The following is a 22,466-nucleotide window of genomic DNA, read 5'->3' on the forward strand; positions in this document are numbered from 1 at the left end:
CCCATCCTGTCAGATCACCGATCGTGCGGATGCACTCGCTACCCTCGTCCGCGGGGCCGACATCGCCCAGGTCCGTCCGTCGTCCTGCAAGGGGTTCACCGTGGTCCTGTTTCTGACGATGCTGAGCGGTATCGCGTGGACGGTCGTCTACATCGACTCGATCAGGATCGGGTTCGCGGCGAGGACCTACGCGATGCCCGTCGCCGCGCTCGCCCTCAACATCGCCTGGGAGGCGATCTACTCGCTGCACGGGCTGACGACGGGCGTCTCCGCGCAGGCCGTCATCAACGTCGTCTGGGCCGTCGCGGACGTGCTGATCGTCGTCACCTTCGTCCGCTTCGGTCGACGTGAGCTGCCCGCCTTCGTGTCCCGCGGGATGTTCGTGGTCGGCAGCGTCGGGATGTTCGGTGCGGCGCTGGCCGTGCAGCTGTTGTTCATCGACGAGTTCGGCTGGGACCAGGGTTCCGGTTACGCGGCGTTCCTGCAGAACCTGCTGATGTCCGGACTGTTCATCGCCATGTTCGTCGCGCGCGGTGGGGCGCGCGGCCAGACCCTCCTGATCGCTGTCAGCAAGTGGATCGGTACGCTCGCGCCGACGATCGCCTTCGGCGCGATGGAGCACAACGCTTTCGTCCTCGGGATCGGCCTGCTGTGCAGCGTCTTCGATCTCGCCTACATCGGGCTGATCGTGTGGGCCAGGACGAGGCCCCTGGCCCTGACCGACCCGGTTGCCGCGTCGCCGACGCCCATCCCTGCGTGAACCCGCCGGTCTGAACCCGGCTGCTCCTGCCAGGGCACGGCGCAGGCGCTGGCGCGCACCTGCGTGGGCAACCGCGTCGCCCGGAACGCCGGCACGGCGGCCTCCGCGTCGTTCCGCGGAAGCCGCCGTGCACTGGTCGATCGCGAGGCTCAGAAGCCGTGCGCCACCCTGCTGCGCTGCTCCTGGGTCTTGAAGAGCCCGAACCGCGGAAGGAACTTCTCCCAGTCGATGAGGTGGGAGTCGATCTCCGGGCCGTCGATGCACGCGTGCTTGCGCACGAGCTTCCCGTCGATGATCACGGGAACCATGCACGCGCCGCACATGCCGGTCGCGTCCACCATGATCGAGTTGAGGCTCGCGACGCACGGGACTCCGAAGGGCTTGGTCAGGTCGCTGACCGCGCGCATCATCATCGGCGGGCCGATCGTCACGACCTCGGCGACCGTCCTGCCTTCTCCTCGCGTGTTCGCTTCGAGCAGCTCCTTCAGCGGGCCGGTGACGAACCCCGGGACACCGAACGAGCCGTCGTTCGTGGTGTAGATGATCTCGAGCTGGTCGCCGTACTGCGCCTTGATGCGGCCGACCCGCTCGTCCTCACCGGTCCAGAACATCAGGTCGCCGCTGCGGAACCCGGCGATCAGGGTGACGTGGTTGCCGGTCTCGAGATGCTTGCGCATGATCGGGAACACCGGCGGCAGTCCCAGGCCACCGGCGGTGAACACCACCGTCGAGCCCTCGGGATACCGGTGCACGTCGCTCGGGCGTCCGAGCGGACCGGCGATCCCCGTGAAGGAGTCGCCGACCACCATCTGGTTGATCTCGAAGCTGCTCGTCCCCATCCCCTGGACCACGAGGCAGATCGTGCCCGCCTCGGCGTCCCAGTCGGCCAGTGTCAGCGGGATCAGCTCGCCGTCCGGGCGCGGGAGCACCCGGACGAACTGCCCCGCCTGGGCGGCCTGGGCGATGACCGGCGAGTGCACCGTGAACTCGTGGATGCCGTCGCTGAGCTCGGAGGTCGCGATCACGCGCTGTGCCGTGGAGGCCGTGTCCGTGTAGGTCTTGGCGCTGGCGACCATCGCCGCGATGGTCGTCGGGTCCACGTCGATGCTGCCGACGATCTCCCGTGCGGCGGCCTGGCCGTCGCCCGCGGCGCGGATGGCCGTCGAGCCTCCTCGGGCTGCGTCGCCACCGGTGAACACCCCGGCCAGGGTGGTCTCCTGCGACCCCTGCTCGCTGAGCTCGATCGTGCCCCACTTGGACGTGTGCAGCCGTGGCTCCGAGTCCTTGATGATCGGGTTGGCGTCGTTGCCGAGCGCCATGATCACCAGGTCGGCGAGCATGGTCTCGGTCTTGCCGGTCGCCGCCGGCCGGCGCCGCCCGGACTCGTCCGGTTCGCCGAGTTCCATGACGTCCAGGGTCGTGGCCTTGACGAACCCGGTCTCGACGTCGCCGATGAACTCCGACGGGCCTCGCAGCACCTTGAGGTGGATGCCCTCCTCGAGTGCGTGGTGCAGCTCCTCGACCCGCGCGGGCATCTCCGCCTGCGTGCGCCGGTACACGATCGTCACGTCGCCGCCGAGCCGCCGGGCGGTCCGTGCGGCATCCATCGCGGTGTTGCCTCCGCCGATGACGATGACCTGCTTGCCCTCGGTGTCCGGGAGCGGCGTCTCGTAGTCCGGACGCAGCCCCTGCATGAGGTTGACCCGCGTCAGGAACTCGTTGGCCGACATCACGTTGAGCAGGTGCTCCCCCGGCACGTTCATGAAGCGAGGCAGACCGGCACCCGACCCGACGAAGATCCGCCAGAAGCCCGCATCGCGCAGGTCCTGCAACGAGGCCGTCTTGCCGACCACGAAGTTCGACACGAATCGGCCGCCGAGCAGTGTGATCTTGTTGACGACGTCGTCGATCAGGTCGTTGGGGAGCCGGAACTCCGGGATGCCGTACCGCAGCACCCCACCGAGAGCGTGGAACGCCTCGAAGACCGTCACCGGGAACCCCTCGGCGGCGAGCAGATAGGCGTTGATCAGCCCCGACGGTCCGGACCCGACGATCGCGACCGGCGGCTTCTCCGCACGATCCCAGGGGTCGGGGATCTCGGCGAACCGTGCCGTGATCGAGTCAGGGTTGACGAGCTTCTCGCGTTGCGGCAGGAACCACTCGACCTGTCCGATCTGGATCGGGTTCTCCTTGTGCAGGCAGACACCCTGGCACTGGAGCTCCTGCGGGCACACCCGGCCGGTGACGTTGGGCAACGGGTTGCTGCCCTCGATCAGCTCCAGCGCGTCCTGGAACCGGCCGTTGCCGATCAGCTCCAGGATCTGCGGGATGTGGATCTTCACCGGGCAGCCACCCTTGGGCTCGCGGTGGTTGGCCAGGAAGATGCCCAGCTCGCACGGCTTCTCGGCGCACTGCTTGTCGCGCAGCGCCTCGAGCCAGACGAACAGGTCGATGTCCTCGCGGGTGTAGCCGAGCGACATGTACCCGAGGTATCCCTGGTTCACCAGGCCGAAGTCGGTGGCACGCGACTCGGCGTCGCGCACGTACGGCGGGATGCTCGTGCTCGCAGGCCACCCGTCGGAGAGCCCGTCGAACATCGGGTACCGATCCGAGAGGTGCTTGTCGATCGCTCGGATGAACAAGCGCTTCTTGCCGAGCGGGAGGTTCCAGAGGAACCGCATGAGAACGGTGCTGGCATCGTCCCCTCGCCGCAGCATCGACCACAACGAGCGCGTGAAGTCCGCCCCGAGCTCCGGCTGGGTGAACTCCCACGCGACCGCCGACATCCCATCGGAGATGAACATCTCCCGGAACGCCTGCGGCTCGGCGAGCAGTCGGCGCCGCAGGAGCTCCAGCTGGCGGTTGTACTCGGCGACCCCGTCCGACTGCTCGAGCTCGGCCACCTCGGCGCTGCTCGACTGCAGGGTGGTCGAGGCGTCGAGATAGCGCAGCAGGTCGTCCCTGCCGGAGGCGTTCGCCGGCGTGGGTCCGACTGGGGGCAGGGTGCTCGTCACTGGATGATCTCCGCGTCGCAGGTCGCCTTGACCCGAGAGATCCGGGCCGACAGCTCAGGGGTGATCTGAACCTTCTCCAGCGCCCCGGGGATCATCTGCGCCACGACCGTGGCCTTGCCGTCGATGATCGTCGTGGTCTTCTCGAACAGCTGGGGAAGCTCCTGGTAGCAGGTGCCGCAGTCCGTGCACTTGCTCTGGTCGGCAGGGTCGAGCCAGACCGCACGGTCCGCCACGGCGACGGCCGAGGTCTGCGGTGTTGCCGCCGTGGTCGAGCCGTTGGACGCCGCCGGTCCGACCGGCACCCGGGCACCGAGTCCTGCCGGTGCCCGACTCGAGGTCGCCAGCTCGGACATCGCACGTGCGATGTCGTCGAGCGAGGTCTCCCTGGCGGCCGTCGCAGCGTCGTAGCGGGCCTGCAGGTCCGCGATGTCGCTGCTGTGCAGAGCCGTCAGCTTCGCCTCGTGCTCACCGGCCAGGTACTGCAGGATCTCCCAGTGCCGCAACCGGTCCTCGACCAGCGCCACCACCTGCTGCGAGCAGGCGACCTTGATCAGGTGCCGGTCGTCGTCGGTGGCGTACACGAACGGGATCTTGTCCGTGCGTGCCGCGACGTCGAGCGCGACGTACTCGTCGATCGGCAGTGCCTTCTCCTCGAGCTCTGGCGCGAGGCGTCGGAACTGCTTCTTGAACCGGGTTTCGCCGAGAGCGAACTCCGCGGGCGTGAGCGGCGTCGTCATGAGCTGCACCTGGCCGGACTCGTCCAGGTACTCCAGCGTGCTCGTCGTCCACCGCTTGTCCGGGTCGGGGTTCCCCTCGAGCGAGAACCAGTCGTGCAGCGTGGTCCCGCGGCGCGGGTCGTGCACGAACAGCGGGCTCATCCGGGACTCGACCGACAGCCGTGACCTGGCTGCCGACGCTGCCTCGGCGATGCCGTTCTCCGAGCCGCACGGCGTGTAGACGTCCATGAGCGCGGGCGCACCCTCGTAGCTGAGGTAGTCCATGCTGCACTTGAGGAAGTGCCCGTGCATCGCGGTGCTCGTCTGCGCCACGTAGACGTTCGGGTGGAACGACGCCAGAAGCCCGAGCTCCTTGCGGAACTCGTGCTTGCCGTCGTGCGCACCGCCGAACCGGGCAAGGTCGGAGTCCTGGCCGGTGAAGCTGGCCGTCGAGGCCTGTCCACCGGTGTTGGAGTATGCGCCCGAGTTGAGCACCATCACCTTGATCGGCGTCTCGCTCGCGAGTACCCGGCTCATCGCGCCGAACCCGATGTCGTAGCTCGCGCCGTCGCCACCGATCGTGAGGATCGTCGGCATGGAGGCGAGCTCGTCCGGAGTCATCCGCTCCCAGGTGAGCCGCTGCATCGCCTTGTCGTGACGAGCGGGGTCGTACGCGTCGTCGAGCTCGAGACGCGCGGTGCGCATGGTCCGCACCTCACCGACCAGGTCGGCCGCGACGCCCTCGAAGATGCCCTTGGCCAGCGGCTGGGCGTCCTGGAAGAGGCTGTTCACCCACGGGTCGAGGTAGTTGTTGAACGGCATCGTCGAGGCGTACACGCTCGAGCAACCGGTGGAGTTGGCCACGATCATCGGTGCCGGGCCATCACCCGTCGGGCCGCTCTCGACGAGGTACAGCCGTCGGTCGAGAGCGTCGAGAAGGGCCTGGACCCGGGCCTGGCGCTCGGGATCGTCGGCCAGAGCAGCCACCTTCTCCTGCAGCCGGCCGACCACGTCCTCCAGCTCGCGCAGGTGGGCGACCCGCTTCTCCTCACCGAGCGCGTGTCCCATCGACATCACGAGGCGGATCGCGGTGACCTCACCGCATCCACGACACGCGCCATGACCACCAGTCGTGGCGTAGTAGTTGTCGTGGTCCAGCAGGAGACGCTTCAGGTCTCCCTCGGGCGCGGTCGACCCCTCGGTGAACCGCTTCGGGGTGTTCGGCAGCTGCGACAGGAGCTCGAACCGCTCCTGAAGCGTCGTCAGAAGGGTCTCGTCCTGCTCGACCGGGGTCAGCGCGCCGGGACCGCACACCTCGGTGCACTCGAGGCACCCGGTGCACTTCCACGGGTCGATCGTGGCGCTGAACAGCCCGCCGCTCCCGGGGACTGCCTTCTCCATCGCGTCGAAGTACGGCCGGGTCCGGGCAACCGGGAAGGCGGCCAGGGCCTCGACCAACACACCCAGGCTCCGGGTGAAGACCGGGCTCTCCACCGGCAAGCCGGCCCCGACCTGCGCCACAAGATCGTGGAACGCGACATCCGACTTCTCGGCGCGGTAGCGCTCACGCACGCCTTCCGACAAGGGGTAGACCTGCGAGCGCAGCGCGGCCCGCTGTGCTTCCGGCAGGTCGAGCCCGTCGATCGTCGTCTCGAGCAGCGCGTGCAGGTCGTGCACGGTGTTCGGGATCGCCGCGTCCGGGCAGACCAGGGCGCACTCGAGGCAGCCCGTGCAGAGGTCCGCGTTGAAGCTCGGCACGGTCCGGCGGAACAGGCCCTTGTCCTTGGCGCCGGCCGAGCCGGGCGGCATGAACAGGCCGATACCCGGCATGACGGGCGCGTCGCCGATCGTCCCCTCGCGGAACGGCCGGGCGACGATGTCCTCGTAGTACCCGGGGTCGAAGAGCCCGCTCGCGCTTCCGGCGCTCGCGCTCGCGCACATGTCCCCGGACACCGACACCGGAAGAGTCCGGCGCAGCTGCACGCTCGACGCATCGATGGCGACGAGCTCGGGGTCGTCGTAGTCGACCCGCGTGACGGCCTGAATGCCCTCGCGGATGACCGCCATGTTGCCCTCGACGACGGCCTCACCCTTGCTGCCGAACTTCTTGACGATCTGGGTGCGGACCTTCTCGAGGATCACGTCCTGGTCGGCGCCCTTGGACACGCGGTCCACGTGGCCGGCGACCACACCGATGAAGGCGATCCCCATCATGCGGGTCTCGAGCTCGGGCTTCGGCGCGTGCTTCTTCGCGACGCTGAACGCGTCGACGACGAGGAAACGGATGTGCCGCTCCCGGATGGTGGTGCGCGCGTACTTCGGGAGCTGTCGCCACACCTCCGCCGACGGCAGGTCGGACTGGAGGATCAGCGTCCCGCCCTCGACCAGGCCCTTGAGCGGGTTGGTGTGCACGAACGCCTTGTGGTCCGGGCAGAGCACGACCTCGACGTCCTCGAGCTCGGCGTTGGTGATGAGCACCGGCTCCGGGCTCAGGGTGATGTAGTAGTTCGTCGGCGCGCCGCTCTTCTCCGAGCCGTACTTCGGCGCGGACTTCGAGTGCATGCCGAGCACCCCGGCCAGGATGTCGGTGAGCAGCTTGCCGGTCGCGATCGTGCCGTAGCCGCCGACCGAGTGGAACCGGATCCGCATCGCGCTCTCGGGGAGCAGCTGGGGGTTCGGCTTCGTCTCGAGCGCCATGTGCTCGGTGTCGGGGTAGGCCGCACGCAGCCGGCTCTCGATCTCCGCCATCTGCGGCGTCGGGTGCTTGCTGAAGAACTGCGATCCCAGGTAGATCAGGGGTGCGTTCTTGCCGTCGATCATGTGCTCGAAGGCGGCGATCAGGTCGCGCGGCTGCACGTCGTGCCCGCCGAGGCCGAAGATCGCCGTGGTGAGCAGCGGCATGGCGGTTAACGTCGGGACGGCGTGGTTCGCGCCGTCGGCGTTCGCCCGGGCCTTGAACAGCGCCGTCGTCACGAACGTCGTGAGGGAGGTCTGGTCGGAGCGCTCCAGCACCGTCACGGCCTTCTTTCCGGCCAGTGCGGCGACGAGCTCGGCCTCCGGGAACGGCTGGAGGAGCTTGACCGACACGACACCGACCTTGTGACCCTGCGCGCGCAGGTACGGCACCACCGCACGGACGTCGTCCGTGATCGAGCCGAGGCCGACCATCACGTAGTCGGCGTCCTCGATGTCGTAGGTGTGCAACGGGCTGTACTCGCGCCCCGTGAGCTCGCTGTACTCGGCCATGGCCTGACGGGCGAGCCTCGGCACCTCACTGGCGAAGTGGGTGCGGTGGTCGACGGCGCCGGCCTGGAAGTCGGGCTGGTTCTGCACCGGTCCGGTCAGTCCGGGGTTGTGCACGTCGACGAGCGCCGGGACCATCTGGCGCGTGCCCTTGGCCGGGGCGTTCACCCACTGGCGACGCCATGGTGCGTGCAGCTCGGCCGGGAGCCACGCGAGCGTCTCCCCGACGAGCGTGCCCGCCCCGTCGGCCTCGATGGCGTCGGCGTTCGCGCGGAGGTAGGCGGTCACGGCCTCGCGCGCGGCCTCGACGAGGTCGTCCTTGTGGCGGTCGAGGTAGGCGGTGAGCTGGGCCACCCGGCCCTTCGCCCCGAACAGCACCTCTTGCGCGACCGTCGGTGCGGGGATCCGGCCTGCGGGATCGCCCAGGTACGTGCGCAGCAGGTCCGCCTCGGGAAGCAGCATCTCGCTGAGCATGTGGCTGGTCGAGAAGCCGTCCATCGCGTTCGTGACCGGTATCAGCGACAGCGCGGACGTGCGGTAGGAGATCGCCGCGAGGTCGGCGGCTTCCTGCGGGTTGGACCCGAAGAACACGGTGTATCCGGACGGCAGCAGGGCGTAGACGTCGTCGTGCCCGGCCATCACGTTGAGCGAGTGCTTGGACACCACGCGGGCGGCGACCTGGAGGACGAAGCCGCCGATCTTCTTGCCGACCGTCACGAAGTGCGACTCGAGAGCGTAGAGGATGCCCTGGCTCGACGAGGCGTTCGAGACGAACTGTCCGCCGGTCAGAGCCGCACCGAGCGCACCGCTCTGGGCCGAGTGCTCGCCTTCGGCTTCGAAGAAGAACGGGTGCTTGCCCCAGACGTTGACGCTGCCCTCGGCCCTGGCGGCCTCGAAGAGCTCGGAGATCTCCGTGGACGGTGTGATCGGGTAGCCGATCACCCCCCCCGCACACGTGTCGCATGACATGAGCCACAGCGCCATTGCCGTTGATGACGGCGGGAACGCCGGGGAACCGCGGTTGCTGAGAGGTCATCGTGCCTGTCCCGAGGTGTGAGCGGATACCGGTCGACGGCAGAGGGTCAGCGATGACCGTTCGCGGCGGCGGCTGCCGTCGTGGCGGTAGAGGTGCTTCAACGCGAACCCCAGGCCTTGTCCCGTCAGGCTAAGTCCGTATTTGGCACGGCGTCTGGGACCTATCGGCCCCCCTCGAACGTGGTTCTGGGCGAACCCGGAGCGAACTCATGGTCGTCGGTCGGCGTGTCGTTGCCCCCTGCACGAACTCATCCGTACGTCCACCATCTATCTGACCTGTCACGCAGGTCCGGAGGTGGTGCTGCGAGCCTCTGACGTCGGCAGACCCGTCTACGCTCGGGGTCTGCGCGAGAGGACGGGACGGAGACGAGTGACTGCCGCGTCTGCTGCACCCGCTGCCACCGAGGGCGAATCGCTGCTGCGCCGTCCCCGACCGCGCTCGCGACCGCGGTGGGTGGCGCCCACCGCCATCGCAGCCGTGCAGTTTGCGGCCATGGCGACCTACTCCCTGACCCGCTACGCGCAGTTCCTCACCGCCGGTCACGACCTGGGGATCTTCGACCAGGTCGTTCGCGCGTACGCGCACTTCCGTGCCCCCGTTGCGCCGCTCAAGGGGGACGGCTTCAACATCCTGGGCGATCACTTCCACCCGATCATGGCGGTGCTCGCGCCGCTGTACTGGATCTGGGACGACCCGCGCATGCTGCTCCTCGCGCAGTCGGCGCTCCTGGCGGTCTCGACCGTCTTCGTGTGGCGGTTCGCGCGTCGCCGGCTGACACCCGGATGGGCGGGACTCCTCACCGTCGGCTACGCGCTGGGGTGGCCGCTCCAGGGGATGGTGAACTTCGACGTCCACGAGGTCGCCTTCGCGATCCCGCTGCTCGCCTGGGCGGTCGACTCCCTCGACCGACGTGCCGACCGCGAGCTCGTCGCGGCGTCCGTGCTGCTCCTGCTGGTGCGCGAGGACATGGGGGCGATCGTCGCGCTCCTCGGCCTGCTACGTGCGACCTGGCGACCACGACGGCTGGGGCTGGCCCTCGTCGCGGGGAGCGCCGCCTGGCTCGTCCTCGTCACGGCGGTGCTCATCCCCCACTTCTCACGGGCGGGCCACTACGCGTACTGGGACTTCCCTGCGCTCGGACCCGACGTCGGCGGCGCGCTCCACACCGCGATCACGGATCCGGCAACCGTCCTGCGGCTGCTCGTCACACCCGACCAGAAGTGGCACACGATGCTCTTCCTCCTCGTGCCGCTCCTGCTGCTGCCACTCGTCTCGACCAGGAGCCTCCTGGCGGTCCCGTTCCTGCTCGAGCGCTTCCTCTCGGCGCGGCCGGCGCTGTGGGGCACGAGCTTCCACTACAACGCGCCGGTCTGGATCGTGCTGCTCCTCGCCACCGTCGAGGTCGTCGGCCGGGTGCAGGGATGGCGTCGACGTGCGCTCGGGGCAGCGCTCGTGGCGACGCTGGTCGTCGCACCAGTGGCCGGCATGATCACGGCACCGGCACGAGTCCAGTCGCTCCTGCCGCTGGCGCGTCTCGTCGACGGCAGTGCCTTCCAGACCTCGGCGCACATCCAGGACCAGGCGACGATCGTCGCGCGCGTGCCGGCCGGCGTCTGCGTCGTCGCCGACGACCGCCTGGCGTCCCATCTCACTCCCAAGGACGTGGTGGCGACGTTCGGGTTGACCAGCCGTCCGCAGGACTTCTACGCGATCGACCTCTCCCAGCCCGTGCTGTCGGTCGAGCCGAACCAGAAGACGACGACGGACGCTCTCGAGCTCGCGCTCGGCGCCGGGTACAAGGTGGTCGCCCGGGCGGGAACGGTCATTCTGCTGCAGTCGCCCGACTACGCGGGTCCGACTGCTGCGTGTCCGCCGTGATCCCAGCCTCGCGCATGGCCCGCGGCAGTGTCATCGTGTGCGGGTGGCGGACGAGCACGCAGGGTGGACGACCTCGCCCTAGGCTGCACGGAGGACTGCTGGTGCAGTGTCAGCTCGGACGTCCCCGCCTGGAGGCCTCGTGACATCGTCCCGTCTGCGCGGCCGGTACCTCCACATCCTGACCTTCTCCGCCGGCGTCATCGCGCGCTTCATCCTGTGGGACCTCGTCCTGCGTCGGGTCGGCTTCCGCCGCTGGGCCGCCCGTACCCGCGAGGCGCGCATCCGGGGAGAGGCTGCGCGGTTCCGGGTGCTCGCCATCCGGATGGGCGGCGTCATGATCAAGGTCGGGCAGTTCCTGTCCTCGCGCCTCGACGTGCTTCCGCGCGAGGTGACCGACGAGCTCGCCAATCTCCAGGACGAGGTCCCTGCCGAGGACTTCGCCGCCATCAGGTCGCTGGCCGAGGCCGAGCTGGGCGCACCCCTTACTGCACTGTTCGACGACGTCGACCCCACGCCGATGGCGGCCGCGTCGCTCGGGCAGGTGCACCGCGCCAGGCTCGGGAACGAGCACGACGTCGGGTTCCGGGACGTCGTCATCAAGGTGCAGCGCCCCGGCATCGCGGCGATCGTCGACACGGACCTGGCCGCGCTGAGCCGGGTGGGCAGGTGGCTGATGCGCTACCGCCCGATCCGCACGCACGCCGACGTCCCCGCGCTGCTGCGGGAGTTCTCGGCGATCCTGCACGAGGAGATCGACTACGAGCACGAGGCTCAGAACGCCGAGACGTTCTACGAGAACTTCGCCGACGACCCCGACGTGCAGGTGCCGCGCATCGTGCGCTCCCTGAGCACGCGGCGTGTGCTCACCCTCGAGGACGTGTCGGCGATCAAGATCACCGACTACGCCGCCATCACCGCGGCGGGCATCGACCGCGCCGAGGTGGCCGACCGGCTCGTCGCCGTCTACCTGAAGCAGATCTTCGAGGACGGGTTCGTGCACGCGGACCCGCATCCGGGCAACCTCTTCGTGACACCGGTGCCGGATCCCGACGGCGGGCCGTCGACGTGGATGCTCACCTTCGTGGACTTCGGCATGGTGGCACGCATCCCGGACACCGTCCGCAGCAGCCTGCGGGAGCTCCTGATCGCGGTGGGCACGCGGGACGCCACCCGGGTCGTCAAGGCCTACCAGCTGCTCGACATGCTCCTCCCCGGTGCCGATCTCGCGGCGATCGAGCGCGCCGAGGCGCACGTCTTCGACAGGTACTGGGGACTGTCGATGAGCGAGCTGCGGAACATCGACCCGCAGGAGGTGCGGGAGTTCGCGCATCAGTACCGCGACCTGCTGCTCGACATGCCCTTCCAGGTCCCGCAGAACCTCATCTACGTCGTCCGGACGGTCGCCATCCTCTCGGGGATGTGCACCGGGCTCGACCCGGACGTCAACCTCTGGCAGCAGGTCGGGCCGTACGCGCGGCGCCTCGTCCAGGACGAGGCGACCTCCGGCATCGGCGGGTGGCTCGACGAGATCGGCGACGCCCTGCTGGCGATGCTCGCTCTTCCCGCCCAGGCCAGCCGTGCCCTCGCGCGGGTCGACGGCACCGGTGTCCCGGTACGGGACGAGCAGGTCGGGCGCGCCCTGCGCACGCTGAACCGCTCGGTCGACCGGCTCAGTGCGAGCGTCATCGGCGCGGGACTGCTGATCGCTGGTTCCGTGCTGGTCGCCGCGAGAGCCACCACGGGCGGCACCGTGCTGTTCGTCCTGGCGGGGCTGACAGGCCTGCGCCTCCTGCTCGGCGGGGCGAGGCGCTGACGCCGGCCACGCTCCCACCGCTCTGACGCGTGGACGTCGCGGGTGTGGTCCGGATCCGTACGGCCCGACCCGGGGTCCGGTGCCGCTAGACCCGGGACTTCCTCTCGTCCAGGCGAGTGATCGCGGCATCGAGGACACCGCGCCACGCCAGCAGCATCTCTCGCCGCGCGGTGTCGCGGTGCTCGAAGAACTCGGCGGGGAGGAAGGTCTCGACGCCCTTGCGCAGCTCGCTCCGCGCCGCATCCAGGTGCTGACGCACCTCGTCCGGGACGTGCGTGCGGAACGTCTCCTGACGAGCTCTGTTCTCGGTCATGGTCGACTCCTCGTGGAACAGGTGGTCCTCTCATGGTCGCACGGCGACGACCGGTGGTGTGCTTCCTGACGCGGGGTCCTGGACGGTCCGTCGCCTTGTCGTCGCCCGACCCGCCACCGACGTCGTGCGCCAGTACGGGCTAGGCGATCAGCAGGTAGCCGGCGGAGACGACCGTCAGGACGATGACGAGTCGGTCGAAGAGCATCTGGTCGATCCGTCGGGCGAGCCGACGACCGGCGAACGCTCCGACCACCACCGCCGGAGCCAGCAGCAGGTCCAGCCGCAGCGACGCCAGGTCGATCAGACCGAGGGACACCGAGAACGGGGTCTTCGCGACGTTGACCGCGAAGAAGAACCACGCGGCCGTGCCGAGGAACCGGGTGACCGAGAACCGCGCGGACAGGAAGTACATCGACACGACCGGCCCTCCCGCGTTGGCGACCATCGTGGTGAACCCCGCCAGGACTCCGTAGCCCGTGCTTGCGAGTCTGCGCGACGTCCGTCCGTTCGCCTGGGCCGAGCGCGCGACCGGGGCGTCGTCGGACTGGCTCCGACGCCGTGCCGCGGCGCCCCGCTGCACGAGGGTGACGGCGATCAGAGCGAGCAGGATCGCGCCGATGACCCGGCGGACCGTCCCGTCACCGGCCGTGGCCAGGAACAGCGTCCCGACGAGGACCCCAACGAGCACGGCCGGCACGAGCCTGCGCAGCGCCGCCCAGTCGGCGTGCGCGTGGTAGGTCCAGACCGCGAAGAGATCGCCCAGGATCAGCAGGACCAGCAGCGCCCCGGTCGACTGCCGTGCAGGCAGCACCGCCGCGAACAGGCCGACGCTGAGGGTGCCCGCGCCGGGGAGCGCCGTCTTGCTCAGTCCGACCAGACAGGCCCCGAGAGCAAGGAGCGAGAGGTCGAGCGCCGAGAGGTGCGACATGGGCCCACCCTGCCACTGCCGCCGGCGGCCACGCGCCGACCCCACGGGTGCGGCGCGAGCCCGATCCCCCCTGATGCTGGCCCATGACACCCGAGACAGGCATGCTGGTCCCTTCTCCGTCGAGAGATGCGTCGACGACGACCACCGGGCGGCGCGTGTGCTGCGCCACCCGTCGACGGCCAGACGTCGATCGGAGTCGCATGGAGCCCGACGAGGCCCAGCACCGCGCGGAGGTCCTCTCCGCCTCGCTGGATGACCTCGAGCGGCACAGGTCTCTGGACGTGAGCGCACGGCTGGCGGGTGCCCGGGCCCTCGAGGCCGATGCCGCCGCCGCCGGGGACGACCTCGCCGTCCGGCGCGCTCAGCTGGTCACGGCCGACATGCGCCATCGTCTCGGGCACGCGAGCGAAGGCGCCCGGCTCGCGATCGCGATCCACGAGTGGGCCGGTGCCCACGGCCCCGCGTCTCTCCTCGCCCGTAGTCACCTGGTGCTCTCGTCGCTGTTCGAGAGCGCCGGTGACACCCTCTCGGCGCTCGACCACGCGGTGCGTGCGATCGACCTGTGCGACGACCAGACTCCCCCTCGCACCCGCGGGAACTACCTGCTGCGCCTGGCCGATGCCCTGGCCATGACGGGCTCGACCGACGAGGCCCGCGCGCGCTACGGCGAGGCCGAGATCCTCTTCGCCGAGCTCGGTGACCGGGAACGGCGTCTGAACGTCCTGAACAACCTCACCGTCCTCGAGTACGAGACGGGCGCGTCCTCGGCCGCGCTGGTCACGGCCGAACGGCTCTGGACGATGTCCGGTCCGGACGAGCTCAATGCGGCCTGCGCCGACACCATCGGGCGGGCTCGTCTCATGGCCGGAGACCTGGTCGGCGCCGAGGAGGCCGTACGGCTCGGGCTCGAGCTGTGGCGCCGGCACGGCGACGCCCAGGCCGCCACGCCGGCGGAGCTCGGCCTGACGCTCGCCGAGGTGCTCATCGCCGGAGGACGGCTCGACGAGGCGACCTCCGAGCTCGACTGGTGCCTGGAGGTGTGCCGGCAGCGGGACCTTCGTGGCATGCACGTCGAGACCCTCCGCGTGCGAGCCGAGCTTCTCGCCGCCCGACGGGACTTCGAGCGCGCGTACGCCACGCATCGCGAGTACCACACCGAGTCGGTGGCACTGCGCGTCCACCAGCTCGAGACCGGCACCCGCACCCGCCACGCCCTGTTCGAGACCGCGGAGGCGCGACGCGAGGCGAGCCGCTTCCGCATCCAGGCGCGTACGGACGCCCTGACCGGCCTGCCCAATCGTCGGCTCGTCAATGAGGAGCTCCCCGGCTCCTCCGGGACCTGCCGGACCGCCCGGGCTGCCTCGCCGCGGCCATCATCGACGTCGACCACTTCAAGGCGATCAACGATCGGTTCTCCCACCAGCTGGGCGACGAGGTCCTGCGACGTCTGGGGATGGTCCTCGCGCACGCAGTCAGTCCCGACGGCATCCGCCCGGATGCTGCCTGGCCGGAGCTCGCCGCCCGGCTCGGAGGCGAGGAATTCCTCGTCGTGATCTGTGCACGCTCCGCCGCCGACGCAGCGAACCGCATCGAGCGCCTCTGTACGGCGATCGCGAGCCACCCGTGGCGAGACCTCGTCCCGTCCCTCCAGGTCACGGTGAGTGCCGGGCTGGTGTTCGCGACCTCCGCGGACGACCAGGCCACGCTCCTGGGCCGCGCCGACGCGCACCTCTACTCCGCCAAGGAGCAGGGCAGGAATCGGATCGTCGCCGACGGCCTGCCACCGGCGGCGCGTGAGCACGGGCCGACGGTCGCAGGGTGAGGGCTCGGTCGGTAGACGCGCGGTGACCACCGATTCGCATCGATGCCGGCAAGAACCAGGGCCTCGCCGGGTGACGTCCCGCTGCGTGGTGGAGTCTCTCGACACCGTGCGGGTCAGTGATCAGATCACGCCGTGAGGAGTTCGGTGTGGTCGACCTCCTGTGTGGTGGGCGTGGCCGAGAGGCGTCACACCGTGTCCATCCCGACACGCTCGCCGACGGTCAGGTCACTCCGTCGGGCTCGACGAATGGTGGTCGCGGCGAGCTCCGTGATGTCCGTCTGGAATCGGGCGTCCTCAGCTGCCGCGACCATGGCCAGGGCGGCGTTCAGGACGCTTGTGTCGTGGTCCCAGGAGATCTGCACCAGCGCGCGCGACGCGTCCTTCGCGTCGCAACCCAGGCTGGACATGAGCAGACCCCTTGCCCGCTCGATCACCATCCGGTTGCCGATCGCATCACCTGGACCGGCGGCCCCCACCTCGAGAACACCCAGGCCAGCTCGCTCGACCTCGGCATGAAGCACTGCGCCGTCAACGGTTCCTTGTGCCCGCGGGAGTGTGCGTACGTGCTCGTCACGTCGCGCGCAGGGGCGTGTCGCCGGCAGTCGCGCATCCCACGGTGTCCTCACGGCGTGGGAGGCCCGGTGACGTCCTCGGTGGTCACTGTCGATGATCCCGCGGTCGGCTCCGCGACGTGCGTCCGGCGAGTCTGGGTGACCGTGCGGCGCCGGGGTGCGAACACGGCCAGCGTGAGAACGAGCCCTAGGACACCGGCCGCCATCAGGACGATCCCGACGACCTTGATGTCCAGTCCGGCGACCGTCGCGTGGACGGCGAACGTGAGGATTGCCCCGACTGCCAGCAGAAAGGTGCTGAAACCGATACCCATGATGTTCCTTCCTTCGGGGGAGTTGACCTCCCACCTGTACGTGCGCGTGCGGATCAGGCGCGTCGATCGTCGGATCCCGCGCCGGTCGACCATCGAGGTCCGATGACCGGATCAGGTGCGATCACCAGTAGTGGCGGCGACCACCAACCGCGCGGCCCATGCCGCCCAGGATCGCCAGAACGACACCGGCGACGACGAGGATCACGCCGATGGTCTCGAGGATGGGGATCGGAACGAGGAGCCCCACGATGAACAGGACGATGCCGAGAGTGATCATGACGCCTCCGTACTGTCGTGGCCCCGTGCGGGGCCGGTGCGATGACGGTGCTAGGGAATGGCGATGTGTACACCGAACAGGAGCAGGGGCCACAGGGCGATCGCCAGGAGCGCGGAGACGATGGCGCCAACGGAGCTCAGGTGGGCCAGGTATCCGTCATTGACGGCAACGACGACCCCGACGACCAGGTAGACCACTGGAAGGATCCGACGGCGCACGGGGTCACCGTCCCGTTGGCGGCGGAGCAGGGGTCCCGGAGAGCCGGACGATGGTGATCATGGTGTGGCCTTCCTCCGCTGCGCGAGAGGCTCCGCCACGAGTCCCGCCGGTCCGTCTCGAGACCGAGATGGACTTCACCATCGTAGATCTACGGTGTAGACCTCAGTGAACGCTGACCGAAGGGGTACTGTCAAGGCGTAGCGCTACACCGTCGTTCTACGGAGTAGTCAACCGATCGGCAGAATCAGCTGAACCCCGGGGGTAGAGGCGCACGTGACACCTCGCACCGTTCGACGGACCCGCGACTCCTCAGGCCTGAGCCGCGAGTCAATACTGCGCGCCGCGCTGGAGATCATCGACGAGGACGGCATCGACGGGCTCTCCATGCGCCGGCTCGGGCGTGTACTCGGCCGCGACCCGATGTCGCTCTACCGCCACGCGGCCAACAAGGCGGAGCTGCTCGACCTCGTCGCCGAAGCGGTCCTGGTGCACCTGTCCGTGGACACCACCGACACCGACTGGGCGGGTCAGCTCCGGACCGTCGCCCGCCAGTTCCGCGGTCTGGCGCTCGCCCACCCGAACGTTGTCCCGCTCCTGGTCACCCGGCCGCTGGCGACCCCGATCGCCATGCGACCGCTGGGCACCCTGCGACCACTGGAAGCCATCTTGGAGCTGCTCATTCGCGCCGGCTTCTCCGAGGTCGACGCCCTGCACGTCTATCGCTCGTTCTACGGCTTCATCCAGGGCCACGTCCTCAACGAGCTCCAGGAGATCGTCGAGAACCGCGAAGAGACCGACGACCTGCTCCGCCTGGGCCTGCACCGGTTGCCGATACACGAGTTCCCCCAGCTCCGCAGCCTCGCACCTGTCCTGGCCGCCTACGACGGGGCTACCGAGCTCGAACGAGGCATGGACATCCTGCTCACCGGCCTGCGCGCCCAGCTGCGCCCCACCACCCCTCCCCCGGCGTGAACGAACACCACATCGTCGCCACGGAGAGAACGAGCGGCGAGGCGGACAACAGGTCGCGCGGTCCTTCGGCGGTGGCACGCCTGGCACGGGCCTCCTGGTTCACTCGGACAGGCCCTCGACGGTGGCCCGCCCGCCCTGCGCCACCTTCGGCAGTCGATGTCGTCCAGCCCTGGTTGCCACGGTTCTGAGCGACGCGCACACTCGAGCCATGTCCCAGCTGGCCGAGCAAGAAGCCGTCGAGCAAGTCTTCGAGCGACTGACCAGTCGCTTCCCCGACGTGCCTGCGGAGACTGTCCGACAGACAGTGCACAAGGTCTACGACGAGCTCGACGGCCGTGTACGCGTCTACGTGCCCCTCCTGGTCGAGAACGCTGCCAGGAATGCTCTCGACACCGTCTCCGGGCGTGCGGGCGCGCCGACCTCGTAGGGCTGATGGCACCTGAGAGTGCGAACGACACACTGGCGGCCTGATGGTGGTGGTCGCGTCGTTGCCCGGCGGATACCCGCATCCCCGGGTGGCGGGCGCCGTGCTCGTTGCCGCCAGCTGCAGTGGAGGTGAGCCAATCGCTCCGTGGATGAGCGCGAGATCGTAGAAGCCGGTGCCAGCGAAGGCCGGGAAGCACACGGCCCGCCGGGCCTCCGGTGGACACGCCTACCGAGACCGTTGCCCCGGTTCGCCAGCGTCGGGCGCCTGACCCCTTGGCGATCTGCGGGCCCGGATCCGGCCGAACACCATCAGAGCCCCACCGGAGGTTTCTCCGGCGAGGCTCTGACCTGCTGCTATACCGTCGGGATGACAGGATTTGAACCTGCGACCCCTTGACCCCCAGTCAAGTGCGCTACCAAGCTGCGCCACATCCCGATGCCCCGTGGGGCCGTGCAAACTCTACCGCACGTGGACGGTCGACTCCGTCACCACTCTCGCGCGGACCAGCGCGTGCTCGTCGTCCGGCGCGCAGGCCTCGGAAGCGATCGCCGTGGGCGTCGCAGCGACCGGCAGGTGCGCTCGCCACGCCGTAGCGACCACCGTGAGGCAGCCGAGCGCGATCACGAACCCCGCGCTGAACATCTGCGGATAGGTCCACTCGGCAGCGAGCATCGCGAGCACGGCTGGGATGAAGAACCCGAGATAGGCCACGGAGTAGTACACCGCCGTCAGCCCGGCGAGATCGTCGGGTCCGGCGATGCGCTGCACCTCGCTGAGCCCGGAGACCAGAGCCAGCCCGTAGCCCATCCCGAGCACGGCTGCAGCCGCCAGCGTGAGCGGAAGGGTGAGCAGCTCCGATGCCATCGCACCGAGTCCCATTCCGGCCACGACAAGCACCAGAGCGACGACGGAGGCCCGCGCACTACGGCCCGTGTCGATCGCGCGACCGAGTACCTGGATCCCGATGCCGCACCCGAGGGTCAGCACCGTGAGCAGCGCGGACAGCGCGATCGGCATCCCGCCTGCATGGTCCTGCATGAGCCCCGGCAGGACGGCGTACGCGCTCCCCGCACACCCGAACACCCAGGGCGCGAGCGGCACGACGACCCGGAGGAACCGCCGGTGCCCTGCGGAGGGGATCGTGAGGTCGTCCCGCAGTCGCACCTGACTGCCGGACCCGCGAGGAACGCGCGTCTCGGGCACCGCCAGCAGCCATAGTCCTGTGATGACGGTCAGGACGACGTGCACCGCGTAGGCGGTCCCCGTCCGCCACGGACCCCACTGCGCGAGCGCGCCGGCGGCCCCCGCACCTGTCAGGAACCCGAGCGTCAGCGCCAACGACGCCCGGCGGGCACCCGCCGCCTGATCATCCTCTTTCGCGGACAGCTCCTTGATCCACGTCGTGCCCACGGCCATGACGAGCCCGAGCGCCAGCCCGCACAGGATCCGCCCGATGGCGAGCAGCATCGGCGACCCAGGTCCGAGCGCGAGGACCACCGAGCCGACGAGGCTCAGCGGCGCCGCGGGCAGCAGCAGCGGGCGTCTCCCGAAACGGTCGGACAGCGGCCCACCGACCAGCAGTGCGGGGATGATGCCCAGAACGTAGGCGCCGAGCAGGACGTCCACGGTCACGGCCGAGAAGTGACTCACCTGGCGGTACATCACCAGCAACGGCGTGAACTCGTTACCTCCCCACGCGATCGCGAACATCGAGGCGGCGATCGGCAGCCACAACCTCCGCTGCCGTGTCTGTGCGCTCACCGCACTCCTCCGACGGCTGCCGCGCGCTCCGGCAGGTGCGCATCGTGCAGGTGACGGCGCAGGCCCTCCTCGAACTGCTCGGTGGCGCCCGCCGCGACGAGGTCGGCGAGGCGTTGGTGGTCGTCGATGAAGGCCAGCGCGTGGTGCTCGTCGCGCCACAGCGAACGTGCGACCATCCGACGTTGTCGTTCACGGAGCGTGACGTAGAAGCTGGTGAGCAACGGGTTCTCCCCCGCCGCCACCACCGCCAGGTGGAACTCGACGTCATGTTCCGCGTAGGCGTCGAGGTTCCCCGCGTCGAGAGCCTCACGCTGGCGCTGCACCAGCGCGCTCAGACGTTCGGCCAGCCGCTCCCGACTCAGCGGATCGACGATCGACTGGATGGCGTGGATCTCCAAGAGCAGCCGGGCATCGACCACCGACTGCGCCTCTCCTGGGCCCACCGGAACGACGAGCGCCCCACGCTTCGGGTACAGGCGGAGCCAGCCCTGCGCCTCGAGACGCAGGAACGCCTCACGCACGGGAGTCCTGCTCAGCGAGAGCTGGCCGGCGATCTCACCTTCGCTGATCATGGTGCCCCCGGGGAGGCGGTCGTCCAGGATCAGGCTCTTGGTATATCGGTAGGCGACCTCTGCTGCTGCGGGGGTCGCTGCCGAACCGACGGGGTCGGGTAGATGCGTTGACGACATAGACACAAGATGAGTCTAAGCCGATGGCGACACCCCCATCGCCCACCCGGAGCGCGTCACGGCGCAGCCGGTCCCGAGGGCGTCAGCGCCGACGCTTCTCGCGCACCCGGATCGAGATCGAGATCGGTGTGCCCTCGAAGCCGAACGTCTCGCGCAGGCGCCTCTCGATGTACCGGCGGTAGCCGGCCTCGATGAACCCGGTGGCGAAGATGACGAACCTCGGCGGCCGCGTCGAGGCCTGGGTCGCGAACAGGATGCGTGGCTGCTTGCCCCCACGCAGCGGGTGCGGGTGGGCCGAGACGAGCTCCCCGAGGAACGCGTTGAGGCGTCCCGTCGGGATCCGCGTGCCCCAGGACTCGAGCGACCGATCCAGCGCAGGGACGAGCTTGTCGGTGTGCCACCCGGTCTTCGCCGAGAGGTTCACACGCGGCGCCCACTGCACCTGCACGAGGTCCTGCTCGATCTCGCGCTCGAGGAACGGTCGACGGTCCTCGTCCATGAGGTCCCACTTGTTGTACGCGATGACCAGGGCGCGCCCGGCGTCGACGACCTGACTGATCACGCGGGTGTCCTGCTCGGTCATCTTGGTGCTGGCGTCCACGAGCACCACCGCGACCTCGGCCTTCTCGATCGCGGCTTGGGTGCGCAGCGATGCGTAGAAGTCCGCTCCCGAGGTCTGGTGCACCCGTCGACGGATACCGGCCGTGTCGACGAACACCCACGGGCGCCCGCGCAGCATGACGAGCTCGTCCACCGGGTCGCGCGTCGTTCCGGCGACGTCATCGACCACGACCCGCTCGGCACCGAGGACCTTGTTGAGCAGCGACGACTTCCCGACGTTCGGTCGTCCGACGAGGGCGACCCGACGCGGGCCGCCCTGCGGGATCGGCAGGCCGTGCGCCGACTCGGTCGGCAGGGCGTCCATCGCGGCGTCGAGCAGGTCACCGGTCCCCCGGCCGTGCAGCGCGGACACGGGATAGGGCTGACCGAGCCCGAGACTCCAGAGCGCCGTCGCGTCGGCCTCGACCCGAGGACCGTCGACCTTGTTGGCGCACAGCACGACGGGCTTGCCGGACTTTCGCAGGAGCTTGACGACGCGCTCGTCCGTCGATGTCGGCCCGACGGTGGCGTCGACCACGAACAGCACCGCGTCCGCCAGGCTGATCGCGACCTCGGCCTGCTCGGCGACCCGTGCCTCGATGCCGGCGACGTCCACCTCCCAGCCGCCGGTGTCGACCAACGTGAAGTCGCGGCCGTTCCAGTTGCCCGGGTAGCTCACCCGGTCACGCGTGACACCCGGCTTGTCCTCGACGACCGCCTCGCGACGGCCGAGGATCCGGTTGACCAGCGTCGACTTGCCGACGTTGGGGCGTCCGACGACGGCGAGCACCGGGAGCGGCTTCGACCCGTCGTCTCCCCCGTCACCCTCCTCGTTCTCGCCGAGCAGCACGAGGTCCTCGTCGTCGAGCTCGTAGTCGGAGAGACCTGCCCGCAGGGCACGTTCGCGCTCCTCGTCCGTCACGCCGTCCTGCGGCTCCCAGCCGGGCCCGAGCCCGTCGTCGGCTGCGTCGCCCAGGTCGAGCTCGGGGGCATCCGGGTCCGGTGCGGTGTCGGCGGGCACGTCGTTCTCCACCGGGGCCGTGGGGAGAAGGTCGTTCCGGGGCGTCCGGGTTCGACGTCCGGTCAGTGGGGCTCATGCCCCTATCCTCCCA

At 69.5% G+C, this 22,466-nt stretch carries 17 protein-coding genes, 1 tRNA gene and 1 pseudogene; 7 read left to right on the forward strand and 12 right to left on the reverse strand.

The features are described from left to right. Positions 1 to 100: 100 nt before the first annotated feature. A complete protein-coding gene (locus LJB74_RS20005; protein WP_259310161.1) occupies positions 101 to 760 on the forward strand; it encodes a hypothetical protein in 660 nt (219 codons plus the stop codon). A 149-nt stretch (positions 761 to 909) separates the two neighbouring features. Here the strand turns inward: LJB74_RS20005 and LJB74_RS20010 are convergent, their stop codons facing one another. Continuing rightward, on the reverse strand, positions 910 to 3,774 hold the full coding sequence (locus tag LJB74_RS20010; RefSeq protein WP_259310162.1) for a sulfide/dihydroorotate dehydrogenase-like FAD/NAD-binding protein: 2,865 nt from the start codon (positions 3,772 to 3,774) through the stop codon (positions 910 to 912). Continuing rightward, positions 3,771 to 8,675: a 2-oxoacid:acceptor oxidoreductase family protein gene (locus LJB74_RS20015; RefSeq protein ID WP_259310163.1), complete on the reverse strand. Its 4,905-nt coding sequence runs from the start codon at positions 8,673 to 8,675 to the stop codon at positions 3,771 to 3,773. Before LJB74_RS20015 ends, LJB74_RS20010 begins: the two co-directional genes overlap by 4 nt. Positions 8,676 to 9,261: 586 nt before the next feature. Between LJB74_RS20015 and LJB74_RS20020 the strand changes: the two genes are divergently transcribed. After that, the gene (locus LJB74_RS20020) at positions 9,262 to 10,647 is read left to right on the forward strand and encodes a DUF2079 domain-containing protein (protein ID WP_259310164.1); all 1,386 of its coding nucleotides are present in this window, start codon (positions 9,262 to 9,264) and stop codon (positions 10,645 to 10,647) included. Positions 10,648 to 10,786: 139 nt separating this feature from the next. After that, entirely contained in the window at positions 10,787 to 12,460 is a 1,674-nt protein-coding gene (locus LJB74_RS20025) for an AarF/ABC1/UbiB kinase family protein (protein WP_259310165.1), read from the forward strand. Positions 12,461 to 12,545: 85 nt separating this feature from the next. Here LJB74_RS20025 and LJB74_RS20030 read toward each other — a convergent pair whose 3' ends face one another. Together LJB74_RS20030 and LJB74_RS20035 are read right to left on the reverse strand one after the other, a co-directional pair. Continuing rightward, entirely contained in the window at positions 12,546 to 12,773 is a 228-nt protein-coding gene (locus LJB74_RS20030; protein ID WP_259310166.1) for a hypothetical protein, read from the reverse strand. 139 nt (positions 12,774 to 12,912) lie between these two features. Continuing rightward, positions 12,913 to 13,701: a sulfite exporter TauE/SafE family protein gene (locus LJB74_RS20035; protein WP_259310167.1), complete on the reverse strand. Its 789-nt coding sequence runs from the start codon at positions 13,699 to 13,701 to the stop codon at positions 12,913 to 12,915. 380 nt (positions 13,702 to 14,081) lie between these two features. Between LJB74_RS20035 and LJB74_RS20040 the strand changes: the two are divergent. Both LJB74_RS20040 and LJB74_RS20045 read left to right on the forward strand, forming a co-directional pair. Further along, positions 14,082 to 14,864: pseudogene (locus LJB74_RS20040) on the forward strand (tetratricopeptide repeat protein); the annotation flags it as partial. Between the two features lie 236 nt (positions 14,865 to 15,100). Continuing rightward, positions 15,101 to 15,523 (forward strand): GGDEF domain-containing protein, encoded by a 423-nt coding sequence (locus tag LJB74_RS20045; protein WP_259310429.1) that lies wholly within the window; start codon positions 15,101 to 15,103, stop codon positions 15,521 to 15,523. A 185-nt stretch (positions 15,524 to 15,708) separates the two neighbouring features. On the opposite strand, the gene LJB74_RS20050 is transcribed toward LJB74_RS20045, so the two are convergent. From LJB74_RS20050 to LJB74_RS20065, 4 genes are all read right to left on the reverse strand, one after another. Next, positions 15,709 to 16,044, reverse strand: a complete 336-nt coding sequence (locus tag LJB74_RS20050) for an ANTAR domain-containing protein (protein ID WP_259310168.1) — start codon at positions 16,042 to 16,044, stop codon at positions 15,709 to 15,711. Between the two features lie 101 nt (positions 16,045 to 16,145). Next, entirely contained in the window at positions 16,146 to 16,409 is a 264-nt protein-coding gene (locus LJB74_RS20055; protein WP_259310169.1) for a DUF6458 family protein, read from the reverse strand. A 121-nt stretch (positions 16,410 to 16,530) separates the two neighbouring features. Then, complete coding sequence (locus LJB74_RS20060) at positions 16,531 to 16,686, reverse strand: DUF6131 family protein (RefSeq protein ID WP_259310170.1); 156 nt, start codon at positions 16,684 to 16,686, stop codon at positions 16,531 to 16,533. A 50-nt stretch (positions 16,687 to 16,736) separates the two neighbouring features. After that, complete coding sequence (locus tag LJB74_RS20065; protein ID WP_259310171.1) at positions 16,737 to 16,904, reverse strand: hypothetical protein; 168 nt, start codon at positions 16,902 to 16,904, stop codon at positions 16,737 to 16,739. A 274-nt stretch (positions 16,905 to 17,178) separates the two neighbouring features. Between LJB74_RS20065 and LJB74_RS20070 the strand changes: the two genes are divergently transcribed. Both LJB74_RS20070 and LJB74_RS20075 read left to right on the forward strand, forming a co-directional pair. After that, positions 17,179 to 17,877 carry a TetR/AcrR family transcriptional regulator C-terminal domain-containing protein gene (locus tag LJB74_RS20070; protein ID WP_259310172.1) on the forward strand — a complete coding sequence of 233 codons (699 nt, stop codon included), beginning with the start codon at positions 17,179 to 17,181 and terminating at the stop codon, positions 17,875 to 17,877. 208 nt (positions 17,878 to 18,085) lie between these two features. Continuing rightward, complete coding sequence (locus LJB74_RS20075) at positions 18,086 to 18,304, forward strand: three-helix bundle dimerization domain-containing protein (protein WP_259310173.1); 219 nt, start codon at positions 18,086 to 18,088, stop codon at positions 18,302 to 18,304. Between the two features lie 361 nt (positions 18,305 to 18,665). Here LJB74_RS20075 and LJB74_RS20080 read toward each other — a convergent pair. From LJB74_RS20080 to der, 4 genes are all read right to left on the reverse strand, one after another. Further along, positions 18,666 to 18,739: transfer RNA gene (locus LJB74_RS20080), tRNA-Pro, on the reverse strand. Positions 18,740 to 18,763: 24 nt separating this feature from the next. After that, positions 18,764 to 20,065 carry an MFS transporter gene (locus LJB74_RS20085; protein WP_259310174.1) on the reverse strand — a complete coding sequence of 434 codons (1,302 nt, stop codon included), beginning with the start codon at positions 20,063 to 20,065 and terminating at the stop codon, positions 18,764 to 18,766. Beyond that, the gene (locus LJB74_RS20090; RefSeq protein ID WP_259310430.1) at positions 20,062 to 20,754 is read right to left on the reverse strand and encodes a GntR family transcriptional regulator; all 693 of its coding nucleotides are present in this window, start codon (positions 20,752 to 20,754) and stop codon (positions 20,062 to 20,064) included. Before LJB74_RS20090 ends, LJB74_RS20085 begins: the two co-directional genes overlap by 4 nt. 82 nt (positions 20,755 to 20,836) lie before the next feature. Beyond that, on the reverse strand, positions 20,837 to 22,330 hold the full coding sequence (gene der, locus LJB74_RS20095) for a ribosome biogenesis GTPase Der (protein WP_396125242.1): 1,494 nt from the start codon (positions 22,328 to 22,330) through the stop codon (positions 20,837 to 20,839). Positions 22,331 to 22,466: the final 136 nt, after the last annotated feature.

It is taken from the genome of Cellulomonas sp. P24 (assembly GCF_024704385.1).
Classification (GTDB): Bacteria; Actinomycetota; Actinomycetes; order Actinomycetales; family Cellulomonadaceae; genus JAJDFX01.

Coding starts and splice junctions, on each gene's coding strand:
- LJB74_RS20020 (WP_259310164.1), top strand. CDS start 9,262: ATGGCGACCTACTCCCTGACCCGCTACGCGCAGTTCCTCACCGCCGGT.
- LJB74_RS20030 (WP_259310166.1), bottom strand. CDS start 12,773: ATGACCGAGAACAGAGCTCGTCAGGAGACGTTCCGCACGCACGTCCCG.
- LJB74_RS20035 (WP_259310167.1), bottom strand. CDS start 13,701: ATGTCGCACCTCTCGGCGCTCGACCTCTCGCTCCTTGCTCTCGGGGCC.
- LJB74_RS20055 (WP_259310169.1), bottom strand. CDS start 16,409: ATGGGTATCGGTTTCAGCACCTTTCTGCTGGCAGTCGGGGCAATCCTC.
- LJB74_RS20060 (WP_259310170.1), bottom strand. CDS start 16,686: ATGATCACTCTCGGCATCGTCCTGTTCATCGTGGGGCTCCTCGTTCCG.
- LJB74_RS20075 (WP_259310173.1), top strand. CDS start 18,086: ATGTCCCAGCTGGCCGAGCAAGAAGCCGTCGAGCAAGTCTTCGAGCGA.
- LJB74_RS20090 (WP_259310430.1), bottom strand. CDS start 20,754: ATGTCGTCAACGCATCTACCCGACCCCGTCGGTTCGGCAGCGACCCCC.